The organism is Solihabitans fulvus (assembly GCF_008386585.1).
In the GTDB taxonomy this organism is placed as follows: domain Bacteria; phylum Actinomycetota; class Actinomycetes; order Mycobacteriales; family Pseudonocardiaceae; genus Solihabitans; species Solihabitans fulvus.
On the sequence record NZ_VUOB01000017.1, the window covers coordinates 1 to 18547 of the forward strand.

Here is an 18547-nt window from a genome sequence, read left to right on the forward strand (position 1 = left end):
CGATCGGTGATCACGGCAGTCGGGTCGTCGACCGGTCGACCGCGCCCCACTACACGGCCCTCGCCGTCGCGTCGAGGATCTCGGGCGCGACCATCGAGCAGGTCAGCATGGCGCGTCCGGCGGCGACCAGCTCGGCCAGCGGGCCGGAGGTGGCCAGGATCTCCTTGCGGGCCAACGACTCGAAGTGCTCGTGGTCGACCGGCCGGTCCCGGTGCCGCGAGTGCAACCCGATCAGCACGTCGATCCGCAGCACGCCGTCCGCGCCGGTCGTGGCCTCCCAGTCCATGGTCGGCGTCGAGCTGTCCTCGGCCAGGTAGATGCCCTTCTCGTGCTGGAGGTCGCGCTCGTGGTGCACGAACGGCAGCGGGTCGACCGCGTCTTTGAGCTGCAACGGGGTGAGGTAGTGGCGCTCGATGCCGCGCTCAACGGCAGCCGACTCCGGCGTGAGCCGCACCGCGTCGCGCAGCCTGCCGCCGAACAGGTAACGGTCGCGGCCGGTCGCGTCGCAGACCCCGTCGATCTCCACGAGGTCGCCGGTGCGATACCGGAGCAGCGGCTGCCGCAGCGAGAACGGGGCGAGGTGGGTCAGCGTCAGCTCGCCGATGCCCTCATCGACCCGCTGGCCGTTCCGGTCGGTGACCTCGACGAGGATCGTCCAGTTGAAGTGGTAGGCGGCGCAGTGCCGGCAGCGCATCCCGTAGCTCTGGTAGAACTCGGTGCAGCCGTACATGTCCACGATGTCGCACTGCCAGAAGTCCCGCACCTTCCTCCGGTCCGACGCCGACAGGTGGAAGCCGCCGTGCAGCACCGATTCGACGGCGATGCGGGCCGTGTCCACCTTGCGTTCGGCCAGGAAGAACGTCAGGCCGAGGATCGTCGGTGTCTGCGACCGCACCGAGATCAGCCGCTGCGCGTCGTTGCTGGAACCGTTGTCCAGCAACAGGTGCGCGGCCTCCTCGTAGTCCTGCTCGGAGACCAGTGGGAGCGCGATCGTCGCGTGTCGGTGCAGCTCGGGGATCGGCGCCGGCGCGCCGTGCGTCACGTCGATCGGCCGCAGCGCGATCGCGCGGTAGGGCCGAGGGGTCTTCGCGTACTGGAGCGCGCGCACGGCGTTGAGGTAGGCGTCCTCGCGCAGGTCGCTGTGCAGCACCTTGTGCCGGTCGGTGGTTCCGCCGGAGAAGTACAGGGCGTCGCTGCGGTACTCGTCGACGAGCAGGCCGCCGCCGGCCCAGTCCAGTGTCTGGTCGAAGGTCGGCACGGCGCCGAGGTCGCGCCACGACGGGTCGCCCGCCGCGTGCAACAGCTCGGCGTAGTGCGGGTTTCTGCTGTAAAGGTGCTTCGTGCTGTGCTCCCACAGCACGGTGGTGCGCTCGTCCGCCGGCAGCTCGGCGACCCGCTCCACGTCCAGGCCCTCGTGCTCCCACAACAGCAGGCGGTTGTCCCGCTCCGCGTTCGACATCTGCGTCCTTTCCCCCTTGTCGCCGGACCGGCGGGTCACCAGGACAGTCGAATGCGCTCGACGGCGGCCGAGTCGTCGTCGGCGATCACCACGCTCTGCAACATGCCGGTGCGGCCGATGTTGATGACGCGCTCGGTGGACTTCCGCGCCATCGCGCCGACGACCTCGCCGCCGAGCAGGAACACCGAGAGGTCGCCGAACAGCCCGGCCTCCGGGTCGTGCCGCAGTTGCAGGCGATCCTGGAGCAGCCATGGCGTCCCGGAGCGGACCGCCGCGTCGACCGCGCCTGCCCAGTCCGCGTCGCCGCACAGCGCGCCGACCACGATTCCCTCGCCCCTGGTCAGGTTTGTCGGCTTCAGCACGGCCGACTCCCTCGACCGCCAGGCGAGCAGCTCGGCGACCGATCGGCCGGTAACCTCGATCGAGGCCGGCCCGACCGGCGTGACACTGGTCTCGGACACGTGCGCCACGAACGACTTGTCCTCCACGAAGGTCATCGCGTCGAACGGCGAGAAGGACGGCAGGTCGCCGACGGTCCTGGCGACCGCGTCGGGGTCGAGCAGCAGCCGCAACGGGTCGCTCTTCCAGTACAGGCCGGTCGGCCGGTAGTCGGCCATGGCCGCGCCGCCGTCGCGCAGCGGATCGGTGATGATCGCGTCGCCGCCGAGTTCCTGGATCTCCCCGGCGAGGGTGTCCAGCTCGAAGGCGTAGTCCGAGCCCCACGTGACGATGGCGACCCGTTCCCCCAGTTCCCGCATCAGGAACTCGGCGAACCGGGTGCGTGCCGGTGCGACCGAACGGCCGTACGAGTCGGCGCCCATCTTCTCCGCCACCCTGGGGGTGAACAGGAATCCGCCGGGGCAGGCGGTGTTGAACTCGAGGACCCTCGGCTCGCCGTCCCCGGTCCAGGCCAGGTCGAGGCGCATGATCGGGATCTCGCCGGTGTACAGCCCGCGCCGCAGGGCCTGGTCGAGCAGCGGGCCGTAGCGGTCCGCGAGCCAGGCGGGCCGCTCGGTCACGCCGTCGACGATCCGGTTCACCGCCGCCTGGGTGGCGTCCCATACTCCCTCGGCGAAGTCGGTCAGCGCCGCCCACTCGTCGCCGGTCAGCGCCAGTGGCCGACGGGAGAACGGGAACGGCCGCCCTTCCAGCTCCAGATCGCCCGATGTCACTGCGGAATCTTGCGCACCTTGCATGTCGTTGGCACCCCAGGGTCGGCGGTCGAGGACATATCCAGTTCGCACGGTGGGACCGTTGCCGGTTCCGAGCGTATGGATGTCCGTCGCGTCCGACACCGCAAGAACTGCGGCACACGACCGCAACGGTAGGCGCCCGGCACCACAGTGTTAGCGCGGACGATGTCGACGAGGGCGGCTCACCGGTATGGTCGCGACCGGCGCGCACCGCAGAAGAGTTCTCCTTGCGCCGCAGCCATTTCGGACCTGGGGTTCCGCTTTCAGCTGGCGGCGCAGCAGGATCTGGTGCCGTGCAATGACAACGGCGGCTGCCGGCACGCTGGCGACGGCGCGGAGAGCGGGCCTGATCGGCGCGGCCCGACTGGTGTCATGAAGGGATCATTCAAGGCCTGTTCGTGCCGTGCTCGCCGCTGCGCCGGATGCGCGACATCCCGGCACAGCGGCGAGAACAGCTCCCGACTACAGCCCGGCCAGCAGGTCGGTCTCGGTGATGCCGGGGCCCTGGCCCTCGCGGATGAACCACTCGGTGCCGAAGGCGTACCGGAAACCCTCGTCCGGCATGGCGAGGAAGAACGACTGCTCGCTGATCTGGCTCGCGTGCGCGCGCATGGCGCGCCGCTTGTACTCGATGTAGTCGGTCACGTCGACCGCCGCGGTGAGCACGCTCTCCGGCTTGCCGAACTCCTGGTCGCCGTCCATGTCGGGCATTTCCATGCCCGACTCGGCGGCCTGGTCGGCGAGCGCCTTCATGCCGCGCTCCATGTGGTCGCGGTTCATCGTGTTCTGGTACACCCTCGGCGTGCCGGCCAGCTCGGCCGCGCGCGTGCCGACGCGGTGCACCTGGATGTGGTCGGGGTGCCCGTAGCCACCGTTGTCGTCGTAGATGGTGAGCACGTCGGCGTTCTCCTCGCGGAGGATGGCGGCCAGCTTCTCCGCAGCCTCCTCGACGTCGGCCGTCCAGAACGACCCCGGCAGGTCGTTGGTCGGCGTGCCGATCATCCCGGAGTCCACGTAGCCGAGGAACTCCACCCGCTGCACACCAAGAATGTCGGCCGCGGCCTGCGTCTCCACGACGCGCCGCTGCCACAGCTCCTCGCCGTCGTCGAGGAATCCGTCGTCCACCTCGCCGTGCTCGCCCCGGGTGGCCACCACGAGCACGACGCGGTGCCCCTCCTCGGCGGCCTTGCGCATGACACCGCCGCAGGCGATGCACTCATCGTCGGGATGGGCGTGAAAGGTAACCAATGTGGCCATGGCGCGACGGTACGCGACCCGACCGACAGAACCGCCACAACCGGCGTCAGCGCTGACTCGCCTGGCCGTCGGACCACTCACGATGCGCCTCTCGCTACCGTGCTCGGGCCGCCGCGCGCTCGCCGGCAGGCGCGAGCCAGAGGTACAGCGGGGGCAGCGCAAGCTCGAGGGCCATCAGCACGAGCTGGAACCAATGCGGCGGCCCGTAGATGGCGATGGACAGGACCCGGCCGACCCCGCCGAGCAGCAGCAGGCCGGCGAGCCAGCGGACCACCCGTGCCGGGATCGGCGACTGCCGGGCCGCCCAGACCCAGGCGAGCCCGTAGCCGAGGAAGATCGCGCCGTAGAACCGTTCCCGGCTGTCGACGGTCACGCCGGCCCCGCCCAGACCCGGTTCGGAGTCGATGCCGAGGGCGAGGTGGGCGGCGCCGATCGCCACGTTGACGACTCCCATGATCAGCACGAGCCACTTGAGAAGCCGGACCATGACCACTCGCCCCCTCATCGCCTTAGTAGACATGTGCCTACTAAGGCGCAACGTAGGACCGCTAGTAGACACGTGTCAAGTACCATCCGAGCATGACGACCCGCCGCAGGCTCGACCCCGCCGAGCGCCGCGGCCAGCTGCTCGACGTCGGCGCGCAGCTGTTCGCGGCGAAGCCCTACGACGACGTGCTGATGGAGCACGTCGCCGACCAGGCCGGCATCTCCCGCGCGCTGCTCTACCGCTACTTCCCGAACAAGCGGGACCTCTTCGCCGCGATCTTCCAGCGGGCCACGGACCGGCTGCTGGCGGCGACGAAGGTCGACCCGGCCGTGCCCATGGTGGAGTACCTGACCGCCGGCCTCGACCTGCACATCGACTACTACGTCGAGAACCGGAACACCGTGCTCGCCGCGAACCGGGTGCTCGCCGGCGACCCGGTGATCCAGGCCATGATCACCAGCGAGCTGGCCGTGCTACAGGGACGGCTGCTCGACGCGACCGGGCTCACCGACCACGCCAGGGAGGTCGTGTCGGCGGTGCTGATGAGCTGGTTGGTGTTCGTCCGCGTCCTGTGCGTCGACTGGCTGACCAACGAGGCGTTCTCCCGCATCGAGCTGCGCGACCTGTGCGTCGGCGCGCTGACGGGCGCGCTCGGCGCGGTCGTCGACCTCGACCTGCTCGCCGGTGGCGCCGGCTGACCGCACTGAGCGCTCGAACCAGGCGGATCGAGTTCCGCAAACTTGGCTTCACCAGGCGAAACGACGCGGCCCGACCTAAGGTCCAGCTGTGGAACTGCCTGTCATGCCACCGGTGCGGCCGATGCTGGCCAAGGCCGTGCACGAGGTGCCGCGCGCACCGGGACTGGTGTACGAGCCGAAATGGGACGGGTTCCGGTGCATCGTGTTCCGGGACGGCGACGAGCTCGAACTGGGCTCCCGCAACGATCGGCCGTTGACCCGCTACTTCCCCGAGCTCGTCGAGCTGCTGTCGGCGGCGCTGCCGCCCCGGTGCGTCGTGGACGGCGAGATCGTGGTCGTCACCGGCGGCGGCCTCGACTTCGACACCCTCCAGAACCGGCTGCACCCGGCCGAATCGCGGGTGCGCAAGCTCGCCGCCGAGACGCCGGCCAGCTTCGTGGCCTTCGACCTGCTCGCGCTCGGCGACCGCGACCTCACCGCCGAGCCGTTCGCCGACCGGCGCGCGCTGCTTGAGGGAATCCTCGGCGGGGAGCTGGCCAGGATCCACATCACCCCGGTGACCGCCGACCCCGACGTCGCCGTCGACTGGTTCACCCGGTTCGAGGGCGCCGGCTTCGACGGCGTGATGGCCAAGCGGTCCGACCTGCCCTACGAGCAGGACAAGCGCGTGATGTGGAAGGTGAAACACGAGCGCACCGCCGACTGCGTGGTGGCCGGGTTCCGCTGGCACAAGGACGGCGCGGGCGTCGGCTCGCTGCTGCTCGGGCTGTTCGACGACGCCGGCACCCTGCACCATGTCGGCGTGGCCAGCAGCATGACCGCCGCCCGCCGCGCGGAACTCGTCGACGAGCTCGCGCCGCTGCGGGTGGACGCGCTCGAGACGCATCCCTGGCGGGAGTGGGCGGTGGCCCAGGCCGAGGCGACCGGCCGGATGCCGGGCGGGCTGAGCCGTTGGAGCGGCAAGAAGGACATGTCCTGGGAGCCGCTGCGGCCGGAGCTGGTCGCCGAGGTCCGCTACGAGCACGTGCTGTCGGGTCGGTTCCGGCACGGCGGCCGGCTCGTCCGCTTCCGGCCGGACCGCACGCCGGAGTCGTGCACCTACTCGCAGCTCGACCAGGTCGCGCCCGCCGAGCTGGCCGCGCTGTTCGGGCGGGCTGCGCTGTTCGGGTCGGAAGGGGAGCCGAGGCCATGACCGACCGCGTCACGATCGACGTCGGGGGCACCGAGGTCACGGTGTCCCACCCGGACAAGGTGTTCTTCACCCAGCGCGGCGAGACCAAGCTCGACCTGGTCCGCTACTACCAGGCGGTGGCCGAGCCGTTCCTGGCCACCGCGCGCGGGCGCCCGCTGCTGCTCGAACGGTATCCGGACGGCGCGAGCGGCAAGTCGTTCTTCCAGAAGCGGGTGCCGAAGTCGGCACCGCCGTGGCTCACCACCACCGTGGTGGCGACCCCGAACGGCACCCAGAGCGACGCGCTCGTCGCGGCCGACCTCGCCCACATCGTCTGGGCGGTGAACCAGGGCTGCCTCGGCTTCCACGTGTGGCCGGTGCACGCCGACACCCCGGAGATCACCGACGAGCTGCGGATCGACCTCGACCCCTCCCCCGGCGTGAAGTTCCCGCAGATTCGGGACGCCGCCGTGGCCACCAGGGAGCTGCTCGGCGAACTCGGCATCCGGCCGCACGTGAAGACGACCGGATCGCGCGGCCTGCACATCTACGTGCGCCTGCTGCCGCGCTGGGACGGCTACCAGGTGCGCGCGGCCGCGGTGGCGCTGGCGCGGGAACTGGAGCGCCGACACCCCGAGCTGATCACCGCGGCCTGGTGGAAGGAGGAGCGGGGCAGCAGGGTGTTCGTGGACTTCAACCAGAACGCCCCGCACAAGACGGTGTTCGGCGCGTGGTGCGTGCGGCCGAGGGTCGGCGCGCAGGTGTCGACGCCGATCAGCTGGGACGAGTTGGCCACGATCGAGCCCGACACGCTCACGATCGCCACCGTGCCGGCGCTGGTCGCCGAGCGGGGCGACCCGTGGGCCGGGATGAACGAGCGCCCGCAGTCGATCCAGCCGCTGCTGGACATGTCCCGCGACGACCTGGCCGGTGGGCTCATGGACGCGCCGTGGCCGCCGGTGTATCCCAAGCAGCCCAACGAACCGCCGCGCGTCGCGCCGAGCAGGGCCAAACGCGACCGGGTGGACGACCAGGCCGGCTAGCGCCTTCGCAGGACCAACCGCTTCGCTCCAGGGAGGCGTCCTCAGGAGATCGCGTCGACGAGTGCCGTGAGGGCGCGCACGACCGTGTCGATGCCGGCCGTCGGCTCGCCGCCCGGCTCGACCAGGTAGCCGTCCCGGCGGATCTCCACCATCAGCGCCGACACCTCCCGGACCGTCCCGTAGTGCTCCAGCGGGACGTAGCAGCCGGCGAAGGGCGTGTTCACGTCCAGGTCCCCGCACCGGGCGAACGCGTCGAACGCCGCGTCGCGCAGCCGTTCTGGCGTGTGGAAGGGATCCACACCGAGGCAGACGGCCGGTCGATTGTCGGACGCGTGCAGCTCGTAGGGCAGTGCGGCGCTCGGGTAGGAGTGCACGTCGATGATCACGACGTGTCCCACCTCGGCCAGCCTGGCCCGCACCAGGTCGGTCATCGCGGCGGCGTAGGGCCGGTAGTGCCTGGCCAGCAGGTCCTCGACGTGCACGGGGTCGTCCTCGCGCAGCACCGCGCCGTGCGAGGTCCGCAGGTACACCGCGCCCATCCCGACCGACCGCATCTCCTCCCGGTCGTCCGGGAACCGCTCGGGGTCGATCACCAGGCGCGACAACAGGTTCGCGAACGTCCAGGGCGCCGTCCGCGCCGCGTGGGCCGCGCGGGCGGCGATGAGGCCGGTGTGCGCGTCGGTCAGGTGGTCCAGCTCCCGCGACAGCTCGTCGTCGTCCAGCACGATCCGTTCGCGCGCGGACGGCGGGATCGCCCGCGCGCCGTGCGGCACGTGCAGGATCACCGGCGAACCGGCATCTCCTGGCGTGACGCGGAATCTCGGCCCTGACGTGTCCTCGGTGCGCACCCGCTCATTGTGATCGACGGCGAGCGGGAAGCGCCGGCCGCCGTGCGGGGTCGCGTCGAATGCGGTATGCCATGACCACATGGAACCTGTGCGGGCGTTGCGGTTGATCGCGTTCCAGCTCGAACGAGCCGGCGCGCAGACCTATCGCGTGCGCGCGTTCCGGAGGGCCGCCGAGGTGGTCGCCGCGCTGCCGCCTGGCGAGCTGGCGGAGCGCGTGCGCAGGGGCACGCTCGGCGCGCTGCCCGGCATCGGCGCGGTCACCGCCACCGTGATCGAGCAGGCCGCGGCCGGCGGCCAACCGGACTACCTCAGCACGCTCATCGAGCAGGCCCAGCCTTCGGTGCCCAGCGCGCTGCGGTCCGCGCTGCGCGGCGACTGCCACACGCACTCGGATTGGTCGGACGGCGGCAGCCCGCCGAGGGAGATGGCCGAGGCCGCGCGCGACCTCGGCCACGAGTGGATCGCGCTGACCGACCACTCGCCTCGGCTGACCGTGGCCAACGGGCTGTCCGCGCAGCGGCTGGCCGACCAGCTGGACCTCGTCGACACCATCAACGCCGAACTGGCGCCGTTCCGCGTGCTCATGGGCATCGAGGTGGACATCCTCGACGACGGCTCGCTCGACCAGCGGCCGGACCTGCTCGACCGGCTCGACGTGGTCGTCGCGAGCGTGCACTCGAAGCTGCGGATGCCGGCGGGGCCGATGACCGCCAGGATGCTGGCCGCGGTGCGCAATCCGCACGTGGACGTGCTCGGGCACTGCACCGGGCGGCTGATCACCGGCCGGGGGCGGCCGGAGTCGGAGTTCGACGCGGCGGCGGTGTTCGAGGCCTGCCGCGAGCACGGCGTCGCGGTCGAGCTCAACTGCCGGCCGGAGCGGCAGGATCCGCCCGACCCGCTGCTGGCGCTCGCTGTCGAACTCGGCTGCGTGTTCGCCATCGACACCGACGCCCACGCGCCGGGTCAGCTCGACTGGCTCGGCGGCGGCTGCGTCCGCGCCGAGGAGTTCGGCATCGGCGCGGACCGCGTGCTCAACGCCCTCAGCGCGGACGAACTGGCCGCCCGCTGACCTGGCGGCCCGTCTCGAGGTTCTCGACGAGTCCCGGCTCCGCGACGTCGACCCTGGCAGGGAGCGTCGGCGCGGCGAGCCTGCTCGACGCGGCGGTCGCCGGGTCGGGCGACAACCCATGGCTGGCACCGGGTCCGGCGTACGCGGTCAGCCGGCTCGCCAGCTCCTCGGCGCCGACGGGTGGCGCGGCCGGCTCGCCGAGCGCGGCCCCTTCGCAGACGCGGCGCACGAACTGCGCGACCACCCGAGGAGCGGGCAGCACGTCCCCGCCGAGGACGCTGTGCGCGCTCAGCTCGTCGCCGTCGGCGGACTCGCTGGCCAGCGCCCAGCCCTGTCCTTCCGTCCAGGTCAGCGCGACGTCCCGGTCCGGCCGTGCGGGAAGTCTGCGTTCCAGCGCGATGTAGGCGTGCGCCGGCGACTCGAGCTGCACGAAGTAGCCGCCCCCGTCCAGGCCGAGAGCCTCGGCCACGAGCCGCACGTAGCGACGCAGGCCTCGGGCAGGCGCGCCCTCGTATTCCAGGTCCATTGGTCGTTGCCACCTCAGGTGTTGGCTGACTGACGTGTGGCCTACCCGCCGTCGACCTCGATCAAACCCGGTTCGCCCCAAAACGTGACGAGGGTCGCGCCCATCGCCGTCCCGCGTTAATGTAACAGCGCTGTTGCATCTTCTTCGACGTGAGGAGCCACCGGACATGACCGAGCCGCTGTACCCGCCGATCGAGCCGTACGAGCACGGGATGCTCGACGTCGGCGACGGCAACCGCGTGTACTGGGAGGCCTGCGGCAACCCCGAGGGCAAACCGGCGCTGTTCGTGCATGGCGGCCCCGGCTGGGGTGCCCTGCCGATCCGGCGCAGGTGCTTCGACCCTGACCGCTACCGCATCGTCCTGTTCGACCAGCGCGGCTGCGGGCGCAGCACCCCGCACGCGAGCGACCCCGCGACGGACCTGCGGCACAACACCACCGAGCACCTGCTCGGCGACCTGGAGCGGCTGCGCGAACACCTCGGCGTGGACCGGTGGTTGCTGTACGGCGGATCCTGGGGCTCCACGCTGCTGCTTGCCTACGCGCAGCGGCATCCGCACCTGGTGTCGGAGATCGTCATCGCGGGTGTCACGACCAGCAGCCGCAGGGAGATCGACTGGCTCTACCGGGACGCCGGACGGCTCTTTCCCGAGCAGTGGCACCAGTTCCGCGACGGCGTCCCCGCGCCCGACCGCGACGGCGACCTCGTCGCGGCCTACGCGCGCCTCATGGCGGACCCCGACCCCGAGGTGCGCGTCGCGGCCGCGAACGCCTGGTGCGCCTGGGAGGACGCATTCGATTCGGTTGAGCCAAACGGGACACCGGGCGCCTTCGCCAGCCGCTCCCTGGCCGACCGGTTGGCGCTAGTGCGGATCTGCTCGCACTACTTCGCCAACGGCGCCTGGCTGCCGGACGGCGCGCTGCTGCGCGACGCCGGCCGCCTCGCCGGCATCCCCGGCGTGCTGATCCACGGCCGGCTCGACCTGAGCAGCCCGCTGGACACCGCGTGGGAACTGGCCCGCGCCTGGCCGGACGCGGAACTCGCCGTCATCGACGACTCCGGGCACCACGGAAGCGACACCATGCAGGCGCGGATCCGCAGCGCGCTCGACGGTTTCGCCCGGCAGTGAGCCCGGGGTGACCCCGCTCTTCGCGCGGCGCGGATGCCGCCGGGCCGGCGCCTCGACATACGGCGCCGGCTCGGCCATCCCGGTTGGTACGCGTTCGTGGTCAGCACGCGGTCGTGGTCAGGCGATGCCGCCGCCGGCCGCCCTCGGCAACGTGCCGTTCACGCACCCGGCGAGCGAACCTCGGCCGGCCGCGTTGGGGTGCGGGTAGCCGGGGATCAGCGCCCAGTTCGCGATGCCCCACGAGATCAGCCTGGTCTGGATGAAGCCCGGCCCCGGGTTCCACAGCTGCTGACAGACCGCCTGGATGCGGGCCGGGTTGCCACCGAGGAACCACCACACGATCTTGGCGACCAGGATGCCGAAGCTGATCCACCCGTTCATCATCGTGGCCGCCCTGATCGCCGCCGGGTTGCACACGTTGGGCAGGTTGGGATCGCCGACCCAGCGGTAGTAGAGCAGGTGGCGAACCTGCGCGCCGGGGTCGGCCGCGATGAGGTTGAGCGCGATGGACGCGGCCCCCGCCGCGATGCCGCCCGAGGCCGCGACCCCGTTCCACGCAGGGAGAACCGCTCCGGGCGGTGCGCCGGGGTTGCCCCTCGGGTTACCGAAGGCCCAGTCGGTGCACGCGCCGGGGTTGGCGACGGCCCAGGCCGGCGCCTGGCCGGCCAACCTGCCGATGATGCCGCCGATCCGGCGGGCGACGAGCTGGGTCGCCACGGCCGTCCAGTTCGTGTCGTTGATGCCGGCGGTGACGACGGCGACGTTGGCCGCGCCCGGCCTGCTCGGGTTGGCCGCGAGGACCCGGACCGCGTCGGCGATCTGCGTCCGCGCCGCCTGGGAGACGACGCCGCACGGGTTGGTGTACGGCGAGGTCGCGAGGACGTCGGTGGTCGCGGACCCGCTGTGCGCGAAGTTGAAGTAGCGGTTCCACGGGACCCCGATCAGTGCCCGCAGGTTCCCCGCCCAGCTCGATCCCGGTGTCGCCGGGCCGGTGCCGGGGTCGTCACAGGTGGTGCGCCACAACACCCCGCCGGCCCGCGCCTCGTGGCCGGAGGTGACCGAGTCGCCGACCGCGACGAGCAAGGGCGGGGGCGGCGGATCGGTGGTGCTCGTGGTCGGCGTGGTCGTGGTGGTGGTCGTGGGTGACGTCGGCGTGGTGGTCGTCGGCGTGGTGGTCGTTGGTGTTGTGGTCGACGTGGTAGGCGTTGTCGTGATCGTCGTTGGCGTGGTGGTGACTGTCGTGCTGGTTGTGGTGGTGGGGCCGGCCGTCGTGGTGGTCGGGCCGGTCGGCGGCGTGCTGGTCGTCGAGGGCGGGGCCAGGGTCGTCGACGGCGTCGAGCTGCCGCTGGGCTGTGCCGAGCCGCCCTGATGGCCGGGCAGGGTGTTGTAGGCGGGCGGCAGTTCGGGCGGGTCCGCCCGCAGCGCCGCGATCAGGTCGGGCGGGGCGCCGGCCGCCGCCATCTCGTCGATCATTTCCGGCGTGAGCTGGTCGCTGGAATCGGGCGGCTGATCGGCCGGCACAGTCTGGTCGGTATTGCCTGCCAAGTCCTCAACACCTCCCGGAAACTGCTGACCCGAGCCGAGTGCGGCAATCTGGTTCAATATCGACTGACACTGCTGCGACGCATTCTGGTTCGATTGCACACCAGCGCACTCGCCGGTGTCGAACAGATTCAACAGCGCCGACAGGCCGCCGGGATAACTCTGACCGAAGGCGACGGCTCCGGCGGCCACCTCGTCGGCGGACGGCCCGCTCGGACCTGCTGCGCGAGCGGTCAATCCGTTGTGCCCCAACAGGACGAGTGAAGCGGCGACGAGAGCCGCGACAACACCTGCCGTACCGAAGGTGAACAGGCGATGTCTTCTGGTTTGACGACGGGAAGGGTTTCCTGACATGGCGACTCCTCCATGACCCTGATAACTGACAGGGTAGGGAGGACCGCGAGCACCGAAAAGCGCCCACTCAGCCCAAAGAATTCACCGGAAACGCATTCAGAAGACAATCGAGCCGTTTACGCGCTTGTGTCGCAGTGGTGTTCGTTGGCCGTTTTCACACCGAACGTGGCATCGAGTTTCCCCGGTCGGCCGGAATTCCGGTCAGGCCAGCTCGGACGCCGGGGCCGGGGTCTCAGGCAGGGTGTCGCCGGTCTCGAGCAGCGTCTTGAGGCTCGACAGAAGGTGCGGCCAGCCGCCGCCGATCAGCTCGAGCACGGTGCTGCCCGGCTCGAAGCCGCTGTGCAGCACGGTCAGCTTCACGACCTCGCCGAGCGGTTCGAGGTCGAAGCTCACCGTGGAGCGGCGCTCGGCCGCGATCGTGTCGAGCAGCGCGTCGTCGAACCCGTTGGCCCGACCGAACTCCGGCGTGAAGGTGTGCCAGGTGTAGGCGAGCCTGCGGTAGGGGTCGGCTTCGAGGACGACCTGCGCCGGGTCGGCGATCGTCACGCCGTTCTCCTGCCAGGTCATCGGCGAGCCCTTCGTCCAGTCCGACTGGAAGGAGACGCCCCAGTAGCGGCTGGTGAACGCCGGGTCGGTCAGCGCCTGCCAGAGCCGTTTCGGCGTGGTGTTGATGTAGGTGGTGTAGACGAACTCGGTGTCGCTCATGGGTTCCTGCTCCAATGCCGTCTTGAGGTCGGCGAGCGCGCGCACCCGCGCCCGGTCGTACCGGTTGATCCAGCGTTCGGCGATGGCGTTGATCGGCTCGGCGTTGAGGTGGTGCAGCTTCTCCCTGCCGCGCCACACGACGCTGACCAGGTTGGCCGCCTCCAGCACCGCGAGGTGCTTGCTGACCGACTGCCGCGTCAGGTCGAGCCCGGCGCACAGCTCGCGCAGGCTCTGCCCGTTGCGGGCGTTGAGGCTGTCCAGCAGCCTGCGGCGGTTGGCATCGGCCAACGCCCGGAACACCTCGTCCATCTCGCCATCCTCGAACATGCAACCATCCGGCTGCATAAAGATAGGCAGCCGGATGGTTGCATGTCAACGCGGCTCGCGGTCGCCGAGCAGGAACGGCGGCTGCTCAGTTGAAGCCCGGCACCAGGCTCAGCTCGACCGGGTGCCCCATGGTGGCGACGCGCCAGGCCGCGAGATCCTGGTAGGCGGGCGAGGTGTACCAGCCGCGCGCCGTCTGTTCGGACGGGAAGGCCAGCACGGCCGTCTTGGTGTAGTCCACGGTGCCCTCCAGCCGCTCCGGGGCGGCGAACGCCAGCAGCTGACCCTCGAAGGGCTCCAGGGTCGCGCCGACGTTGGCGAGGTAGTGCCCCAGCTCGCTGTCCTGGGTGCTGTCGGTACGCACGATCACCACGTAGTGCATTGTCGCTCCTCGTTTCAATGTCCAACATTTCAATGTTGAAGCTTCCGCAGACGCTAGTCCCGCGGACGCGTCGATGTCAAACACTTCAACGTTGAAGCTTTGCTACGCTCGTCACATGAGCGACGCGGCGGACAAGGTCATCGAGCAGTGGGGCGACGTCCGGCCGTCCCTCGACACGACCCCGATCGGCGTGGTGGTGCGGATCCTCCGCGCCGCCAGGCTGCTTGAGCAGGGGCTCAAGGAGTACTTCGACGACAACGGCCTGGAGACCTGGGAGTACGACGTCCTCGCGACGCTGCTGCGCACGGGCGAGGACGGCTCCCTGCGGATGGGCGACCTGGCCGGGGCCGCGCTGGTCACCGCGGGTGCGCTGACCAACCGGATCGACCGCCTGGTCGCCAAGGGATTGGTCACCCGCGCCACCGACGCGGAGAACCGCAGGACCGTCCGCACCACCCTCACCGACCGGGGCCGCGAACTCGCCGACGGACTGATCGAGGGCCACCTCGCCAACGAACGCGACCTGATCGGCGCCCTCACCGAGGACGAGCAGCAACAACTCGCCGCCCTGCTGCGCAAGCTGTTGCTGTCGCTGGGCGACTGACCTCGCCGCCCTCCGGCACGGACCCGCCGACCAGCCGGGCACGAATGGGACACTGGGTCCACGGCGCGAGGTCGCGCCGGCGAGACCGTGACCAGGGGAGGCACACGGCCCGATGACACAGACCCGTCTGCGCGACCATCCCGACTTCCTCCGATTCTGGGCGGCCGACACCGTGTCGATGGTCGGCACCTACGTCACCGCGCTGGCCCTCCAAGTACTGGCCGTGGCCACCCTGCACGCCTCGGCGACCGAGCTCGGCCTGCTCAGCGCCGCCCGCTGGCTGCCGTACCTGCTGTTCGGGCTGATCGCCGGCGTGCTGGTGGACCGCTGCCGCCGCAAACCGATCCTGGTCGGCGCCGACCTCGCCAGGGCGGTGCTGCTCGCGCTGATCCCGCTGCTGGCCGCCGTCGGGCAGCTCGGCATGCCCGCGCTGATCGCGCTGGTCATCGTGTTCGGGGCGCTGTCCCTGGTCTACGACGCGGCGCACCAGTCCTACCTGCCCCGCCTCGTGCCCGGCCCGCTGCTCACCGACGCCAACGCGCGGCTGGAGCAGACCAGCTCGGTCGCACAGACGGCAGGCCCACTGATCGCCGGCTGGCTGGTGCAGGCGATCAGCGCCCCGGCGGCGATCCTCGTCGACGCGATCTCCTACCTGGCCTCCGGGCTCGTGCTCGCCAGGCTGCACACCACCGAAACTCCGACACCCGCCCCATCGCGCAACCTGCGCCGCGAGCTGCGCGAAGGACTGGCCTGGGTCTACCGACACCGGGAGCTCGCTCCGGCCGCCATCACCTCGCACGTCTGGTTCCTGTGCACCGGCATGGTTGGCGCCGTCTCGACGTTCTTCGTGCTGAAGGTCCTCGGCTTCGACGCGTTCGCGCTCGGCGTCACCTTCGCGCTCGGCGGCGCCGGCAGCGTGCTCGGCGCGCTGCTGTCCAGCCGCGCCACCCGACGGTTCGGCGCCGGCAGGGTCATCGTCGCGGCATGCTGCCTGACTCCGCTGGGCTACGCGCTGATCCCGTTGGCCGGCACGGGAATCACGGGGTTGGTGCTGCTGTGCTGCGCCCAGTTCGTGTTCGGGTTCGGCCTCGGCCTTGGCAACCCGGTGGAAATGGGCTTCCGACAGTCGGTCACGCCGGATCACTTACAGGGCAGGATGAACGCGACGATCAGGTCACTCAACCGGGGCGCGATCGTCCTCGGCGCGCCCCTTGGCGGCGTGCTCGCCGACACGCTCGGCAGCCGGCTCGCGCTGTGGATCGCCGTCACGGGACTCGTCGGCCAGGCCGTCGCGCTCGCCTGCTCGCCGATGTGGCGGGCCCGCCTCCCCGACACCGCGCCTGCGGCCTGAGATCGCGCGATTCGCGTTGCGCCGCAACGGATCGCGCTCGCTGTGCACTCTCGGTCGATGATGTAGCCGAGCTTAACGGTGCGTGCTGAACTTTTCGATTGTCCTGTCGGATCGACTGAGGCAGCGTGACTCCCCGACGGCGAGAACGGGGAGGCGAACGGTGCTCAGCGGTGGACGAGGGACGGCGTGGCGCATGGGCGTGCTCGCCCTGCTGTGGGGCTCTGGCTTCCTGTGGATCAAGCTGGCGTTGACCGGCCTGTCGCCGGCCCAGATCGCCGTGCTGCGGTGCGCGCTCGGCGCGGCGGTGCTGGCCGCGCTCAGCCGCCGCGCGCGCCAGCGCCTGCCCCGCGACCGCTCGACCTGGCGCCGGCTCGTGGTCGCCGCGTTCTTCTGCAACGCCCTGCCGTTCGCGCTGTTCGCCATCGGCGAGCAGACCGTCGACTCCGGCGTGGCCGGCGCGCTGAACGCGACCACCCCGTTGTGGTCGCTGCTGATCGGCGTCGCCCTCGGCACGGAACGCGGGCTCGGCCCGGTCCGGCTCGGCGGGCTGCTGCTCGGCTTCACCGGCACGCTGCTGATCTTCGCGCCGTGGCAGCGCGCCGGGCTGGCCAGCTGGGGAGCCCTCGCCCTCCTCGGCGCGGCGGTCAGCTACGCCGTCGCCTTCGCCTACATGGCAAGGAAACTCGTCGGCCGGGGCACCGGGCCCATCGCCATGTCCACCGCTCAGCTCGGCACGGCGACCGGCCTGAGCGCGCTCGGCCTGCCCATCGGCGGCGCGGTCGCCACGCACGTCAATGCGACCGCGCTGATCGCCGTGGTCGTGCTGGGGATCTTCGGCACCGGGATCACCTTCTACCTCAACTATCGCCTGATCGCGGACGAGGGCCCGACCAGCGCCGCGACCGTCGGGTACCTGCTGCCGGTGGTGTCGGTGGCACTGGGCGCGATCGTGCTGCACGAACAGCTCAACGCCAGGATCGTCGCCGGCATGGCGGTGGTGCTCGTCGGCGTCGGCATGACGCGCGGCCGGCGGCGCACCGCGTCTGTGCCGAAGGGTGAGCCGAAGGGCGAGCCGCGCCACGCTCGATCGCACGTCTCTTAGGCGACTACTCAATCGTCGGCCATGCGCCCGTGTTGGAGTCAATGCGGTCGATCCTCGCCCAGCCGCTGGCCACCCGCGCTGACCTCCGGCACCATGACCGCCTGGAGCGCAATAGACGACCTGGGTCGTCGACTGGGGCTGATCCCGCTCGCTCAGCCGAAGAAGCCCACGATCCGGGCGATCCGGTTGTCCGGGGTGAACTCGACGAAGTCGAGTCCGGGCAGTTCCCGGCCGTAGTACACGCCTGCGGCGACGATGGGGTCGGGCGCGGTCATCAGCCAGCTGAACCTGCCGACGCCGTGGTGGGTGTCCAGGCCGCTGGTGGGGCGGAGGATGAAGCCGGGATACCGTTCCGCCATGCCGAGGACGAGCCGGACCATGCCCTCGACGCCCACGACTGTGTCGGTCATCGTGTCGGTGTAGGTGCTGTCCTTGGTCCAGCAGCGGGCGAAGGCCGCCACGATAATCTCGGCACCGTTGCCACTCCACGCCGCTGCGTAGTCGGCGATCGTCTGTTGTCGTTCCATCATGTCCACCCCTGACTAGTCCAGACTTGAATAGACTTGGACGGTAGGCCGCTATTAGCGGATAGTCAAGACTGGACTAGGATGGTGCTCATGTCAGTCGGCGGTTATCTCGTACTGGGCCTGCTGCTGGACGGTCCCGCTTCGGGCTACGAGCTCGGCACCCGTGCGTCCAGGGCGGTGGCTTATTTCTGGCCGATCACCCGATCGCACATCTATGCCGAGCTGCCCAAACTGGTGGATCGCGGACATGCCACGGTGCAGCACGTCGTCCAGGAGGCGGTGCCGGACAAGCGGGTCTATACCGCAACCGACGCTGGCCTGCACGCCTTCCGAGGCTGGCTAGACGGCTTCAACACGGTCTCCGAACGGGCCCGTCAACCATTGCAGATCCAGATGCATTTCGCCCAGCACACCAGCGCCGAGCACCTGCTCGGACAGCTCGATCAGTGGGAGGCGGAACTGCGCAACACCCTCGTGCTGTGCCAGGAACTCCTTGCCGAGTACGCGGACCACGCCGGCCGCAGCCTGACCGCACGGTTCGCGATCAACCGCGCCGAGGCGGACCTTACGTGGATCGGCGAGGCCCGCACGACGCTGTCCTGACCCCGAGGTGACCGGCGACCGCATCGCCTTCCTCGACGGGTCCATCACCGGCTTCTTCAGCGCCGGCAACGAACGTCAGCGAGCAGCAACGGGAGTACGCCCGCGACATCGCGGCGTTCGCCTCCCCGAAGGGCACCCTGGACTGCATCGCCGCGTTCAGCCGCACCGACTTC

21 protein-coding genes are annotated in these 18547 nt (G+C 70.5%); 11 read left to right on the forward strand and 10 right to left on the reverse strand.

Annotated features, from left to right (window positions below; translation table 11 throughout):
• Nucleotides 1–49 precede the first annotated feature (49 nt).
• The 4 genes from F0L68_RS10015 to F0L68_RS10030 all read right to left on the reverse strand — a co-directional run bounded on the left by F0L68_RS10015 (nucleotide 50) and on the right by F0L68_RS10030 (nucleotide 4414).
• The gene (locus F0L68_RS10015; protein ID WP_149849228.1) at nucleotides 50–1459 is read right to left on the reverse strand and encodes an acyl-CoA synthetase family protein; all 1410 of its coding nucleotides are present in this window, start codon (nucleotides 1457–1459) and stop codon (nucleotides 50–52) included.
• 35 nt (nucleotides 1460–1494) lie between these two features.
• Nucleotides 1495–2631: a hypothetical protein gene (locus F0L68_RS10020; protein ID WP_149849229.1), complete on the reverse strand. Its 1137-nt coding sequence runs from the start codon at nucleotides 2629–2631 to the stop codon at nucleotides 1495–1497.
• Nucleotides 2632–3114: 483 nt separating this feature from the next.
• Nucleotides 3115–3909, reverse strand: coding sequence for a PIG-L family deacetylase (locus F0L68_RS10025; RefSeq protein WP_149849230.1), 795 nt, complete (start codon nucleotides 3907–3909; stop codon nucleotides 3115–3117).
• 94 nt (nucleotides 3910–4003) lie between these two features.
• The gene (locus F0L68_RS10030) at nucleotides 4004–4414 is read right to left on the reverse strand and encodes a DUF4345 domain-containing protein (protein ID WP_223198652.1); all 411 of its coding nucleotides are present in this window, start codon (nucleotides 4412–4414) and stop codon (nucleotides 4004–4006) included.
• Between the two features lie 74 nt (nucleotides 4415–4488).
• On the opposite strand from F0L68_RS10030, the gene F0L68_RS10035 reads away from it, so the two are divergent.
• The 3 genes from F0L68_RS10035 to ligD all read left to right on the forward strand — a co-directional run bounded on the left by F0L68_RS10035 (nucleotide 4489) and on the right by ligD (nucleotide 7308).
• On the forward strand, nucleotides 4489–5094 hold the full coding sequence (locus F0L68_RS10035) for a TetR/AcrR family transcriptional regulator (protein WP_149849231.1): 606 nt from the start codon (nucleotides 4489–4491) through the stop codon (nucleotides 5092–5094).
• A gap of 88 nt (nucleotides 5095–5182) precedes the next feature.
• Nucleotides 5183–6286 (forward strand): ATP-dependent DNA ligase, encoded by a 1104-nt coding sequence (locus tag F0L68_RS10040; protein ID WP_188316490.1) that lies wholly within the window; start codon nucleotides 5183–5185, stop codon nucleotides 6284–6286.
• Nucleotides 6283–7308: a non-homologous end-joining DNA ligase gene (gene ligD, locus F0L68_RS10045; protein WP_149849232.1), complete on the forward strand. Its 1026-nt coding sequence runs from the start codon at nucleotides 6283–6285 to the stop codon at nucleotides 7306–7308. Before F0L68_RS10040 ends, ligD begins: the two co-directional genes overlap by 4 nt.
• A gap of 41 nt (nucleotides 7309–7349) precedes the next feature.
• Here ligD and F0L68_RS10050 read toward each other — a convergent pair whose 3' ends face one another.
• Nucleotides 7350–8156 (reverse strand): N-formylglutamate amidohydrolase, encoded by an 807-nt coding sequence (locus tag F0L68_RS10050; RefSeq protein WP_223198653.1) that lies wholly within the window; start codon nucleotides 8154–8156, stop codon nucleotides 7350–7352.
• A 79-nt stretch (nucleotides 8157–8235) separates the two neighbouring features.
• Here F0L68_RS10050 and F0L68_RS10055 point away from each other — a divergent pair, with 79 nt between their 5' ends.
• Entirely contained in the window at nucleotides 8236–9225 is a 990-nt protein-coding gene (locus F0L68_RS10055; RefSeq protein ID WP_149849234.1) for a PHP domain-containing protein, read from the forward strand.
• Here F0L68_RS10055 and F0L68_RS10060 read toward each other — a convergent pair.
• Nucleotides 9197–9751: a DUF6292 family protein gene (locus F0L68_RS10060; RefSeq protein ID WP_149849235.1), complete on the reverse strand. Its 555-nt coding sequence runs from the start codon at nucleotides 9749–9751 to the stop codon at nucleotides 9197–9199. The two genes, F0L68_RS10055 and F0L68_RS10060, sit on opposite strands and share 29 nt — an antisense overlap.
• A 166-nt stretch (nucleotides 9752–9917) precedes the next feature.
• On the opposite strand from F0L68_RS10060, the gene pip reads away from it, so the two are divergent.
• Entirely contained in the window at nucleotides 9918–10880 is a 963-nt protein-coding gene (gene pip, locus F0L68_RS10065) for a prolyl aminopeptidase (protein WP_149849236.1), read from the forward strand.
• Between the two features lie 117 nt (nucleotides 10881–10997).
• Here the strand turns inward: pip and F0L68_RS10070 are convergent, their stop codons facing one another.
• Nucleotides 10998–11963, reverse strand: a complete 966-nt coding sequence (locus tag F0L68_RS10070; protein WP_149849237.1) for an SGNH/GDSL hydrolase family protein — start codon at nucleotides 11961–11963, stop codon at nucleotides 10998–11000.
• On the opposite strand from F0L68_RS10070, the gene F0L68_RS10075 reads away from it, so the two are divergent.
• Together F0L68_RS10075 and F0L68_RS10080 are read left to right on the forward strand one after the other, a co-directional pair.
• Nucleotides 11935–12249, forward strand: coding sequence for a hypothetical protein (locus F0L68_RS10075; RefSeq protein WP_149849238.1), 315 nt, complete (start codon nucleotides 11935–11937; stop codon nucleotides 12247–12249). The genes F0L68_RS10070 and F0L68_RS10075 overlap by 29 nt on opposite strands.
• Nucleotides 12249–12686, forward strand: a complete 438-nt coding sequence (locus F0L68_RS10080; protein WP_149849239.1) for a hypothetical protein — start codon at nucleotides 12249–12251, stop codon at nucleotides 12684–12686. Before F0L68_RS10075 ends, F0L68_RS10080 begins: the two co-directional genes overlap by 1 nt.
• 291 nt (nucleotides 12687–12977) lie before the next feature.
• Here F0L68_RS10080 and F0L68_RS10085 read toward each other — a convergent pair whose 3' ends face one another.
• The gene (locus tag F0L68_RS10085; RefSeq protein ID WP_149849282.1) at nucleotides 12978–13790 is read right to left on the reverse strand and encodes an ArsR/SmtB family transcription factor; all 813 of its coding nucleotides are present in this window, start codon (nucleotides 13788–13790) and stop codon (nucleotides 12978–12980) included.
• A 103-nt stretch (nucleotides 13791–13893) separates the two neighbouring features.
• Nucleotides 13894–14187 carry a DUF1330 domain-containing protein gene (locus tag F0L68_RS10090; RefSeq protein ID WP_149849240.1) on the reverse strand — a complete coding sequence of 98 codons (294 nt, stop codon included), beginning with the start codon at nucleotides 14185–14187 and terminating at the stop codon, nucleotides 13894–13896.
• A gap of 115 nt (nucleotides 14188–14302) precedes the next feature.
• Here F0L68_RS10090 and F0L68_RS10095 point away from each other — a divergent pair, with 115 nt between their 5' ends.
• The 3 genes from F0L68_RS10095 to F0L68_RS10105 all read left to right on the forward strand — a co-directional run bounded on the left by F0L68_RS10095 (nucleotide 14303) and on the right by F0L68_RS10105 (nucleotide 17244).
• Nucleotides 14303–14791 carry a MarR family winged helix-turn-helix transcriptional regulator gene (locus tag F0L68_RS10095; RefSeq protein ID WP_149849241.1) on the forward strand — a complete coding sequence of 163 codons (489 nt, stop codon included), beginning with the start codon at nucleotides 14303–14305 and terminating at the stop codon, nucleotides 14789–14791.
• 112 nt (nucleotides 14792–14903) lie between these two features.
• On the forward strand, nucleotides 14904–16142 hold the full coding sequence (locus F0L68_RS10100) for an MFS transporter (RefSeq protein ID WP_149849242.1): 1239 nt from the start codon (nucleotides 14904–14906) through the stop codon (nucleotides 16140–16142).
• Nucleotides 16143–16335: 193 nt separating this feature from the next.
• Nucleotides 16336–17244: a DMT family transporter gene (locus F0L68_RS10105; protein WP_149849283.1), complete on the forward strand. Its 909-nt coding sequence runs from the start codon at nucleotides 16336–16338 to the stop codon at nucleotides 17242–17244.
• Nucleotides 17245–17396: 152 nt separating this feature from the next.
• On the opposite strand, the gene F0L68_RS10110 is transcribed toward F0L68_RS10105, so the two are convergent.
• Complete coding sequence (locus tag F0L68_RS10110) at nucleotides 17397–17771, reverse strand: hypothetical protein (RefSeq protein WP_188316491.1); 375 nt, start codon at nucleotides 17769–17771, stop codon at nucleotides 17397–17399.
• A gap of 90 nt (nucleotides 17772–17861) precedes the next feature.
• Between F0L68_RS10110 and F0L68_RS10115 the strand changes: the two genes are divergently transcribed.
• Complete coding sequence (locus F0L68_RS10115; protein ID WP_188316492.1) at nucleotides 17862–18374, forward strand: PadR family transcriptional regulator; 513 nt, start codon at nucleotides 17862–17864, stop codon at nucleotides 18372–18374.
• Nucleotides 18375–18547 lie beyond the last annotated feature (173 nt).

What these genes read in the sequence shown, in the direction of transcription:
- F0L68_RS10015 (WP_149849228.1), bottom strand. Translation starts at nt 1,459, where the DNA reads ATGTCGAACGCGGAGCGGGACAACCGCCTGCTGTTGTGGGAGCACGAG.
- F0L68_RS10025 (WP_149849230.1), bottom strand. Translation starts at nt 3,909, where the DNA reads ATGGCCACATTGGTTACCTTTCACGCCCATCCCGACGATGAGTGCATC.
- F0L68_RS10030 (WP_223198652.1), bottom strand. Translation starts at nt 4,414, where the DNA reads ATGAGGGGGCGAGTGGTCATGGTCCGGCTTCTCAAGTGGCTCGTGCTG.
- F0L68_RS10035 (WP_149849231.1), top strand. Translation starts at nt 4,489, where the DNA reads ATGACGACCCGCCGCAGGCTCGACCCCGCCGAGCGCCGCGGCCAGCTG.
- ligD (WP_149849232.1), top strand. Translation starts at nt 6,283, where the DNA reads ATGACCGACCGCGTCACGATCGACGTCGGGGGCACCGAGGTCACGGTG.
- F0L68_RS10055 (WP_149849234.1), top strand. Translation starts at nt 8,236, where the DNA reads ATGGAACCTGTGCGGGCGTTGCGGTTGATCGCGTTCCAGCTCGAACGA.
- F0L68_RS10060 (WP_149849235.1), bottom strand. Translation starts at nt 9,751, where the DNA reads ATGGACCTGGAATACGAGGGCGCGCCTGCCCGAGGCCTGCGTCGCTAC.
- pip (WP_149849236.1), top strand. Translation starts at nt 9,918, where the DNA reads ATGACCGAGCCGCTGTACCCGCCGATCGAGCCGTACGAGCACGGGATG.
- F0L68_RS10080 (WP_149849239.1), top strand. Translation starts at nt 12,249, where the DNA reads ATGGCCGGGCAGGGTGTTGTAGGCGGGCGGCAGTTCGGGCGGGTCCGC.
- F0L68_RS10085 (WP_149849282.1), bottom strand. Translation starts at nt 13,790, where the DNA reads ATGGACGAGGTGTTCCGGGCGTTGGCCGATGCCAACCGCCGCAGGCTG.
- F0L68_RS10090 (WP_149849240.1), bottom strand. Translation starts at nt 14,187, where the DNA reads ATGCACTACGTGGTGATCGTGCGTACCGACAGCACCCAGGACAGCGAG.
- F0L68_RS10095 (WP_149849241.1), top strand. Translation starts at nt 14,303, where the DNA reads ATGAGCGACGCGGCGGACAAGGTCATCGAGCAGTGGGGCGACGTCCGG.
- F0L68_RS10100 (WP_149849242.1), top strand. Translation starts at nt 14,904, where the DNA reads ATGACACAGACCCGTCTGCGCGACCATCCCGACTTCCTCCGATTCTGG.
- F0L68_RS10105 (WP_149849283.1), top strand. Translation starts at nt 16,336, where the DNA reads ATGGGCGTGCTCGCCCTGCTGTGGGGCTCTGGCTTCCTGTGGATCAAG.
- F0L68_RS10110 (WP_188316491.1), bottom strand. Translation starts at nt 17,771, where the DNA reads ATGGAACGACAACAGACGATCGCCGACTACGCAGCGGCGTGGAGTGGC.
- F0L68_RS10115 (WP_188316492.1), top strand. Translation starts at nt 17,862, where the DNA reads ATGTCAGTCGGCGGTTATCTCGTACTGGGCCTGCTGCTGGACGGTCCC.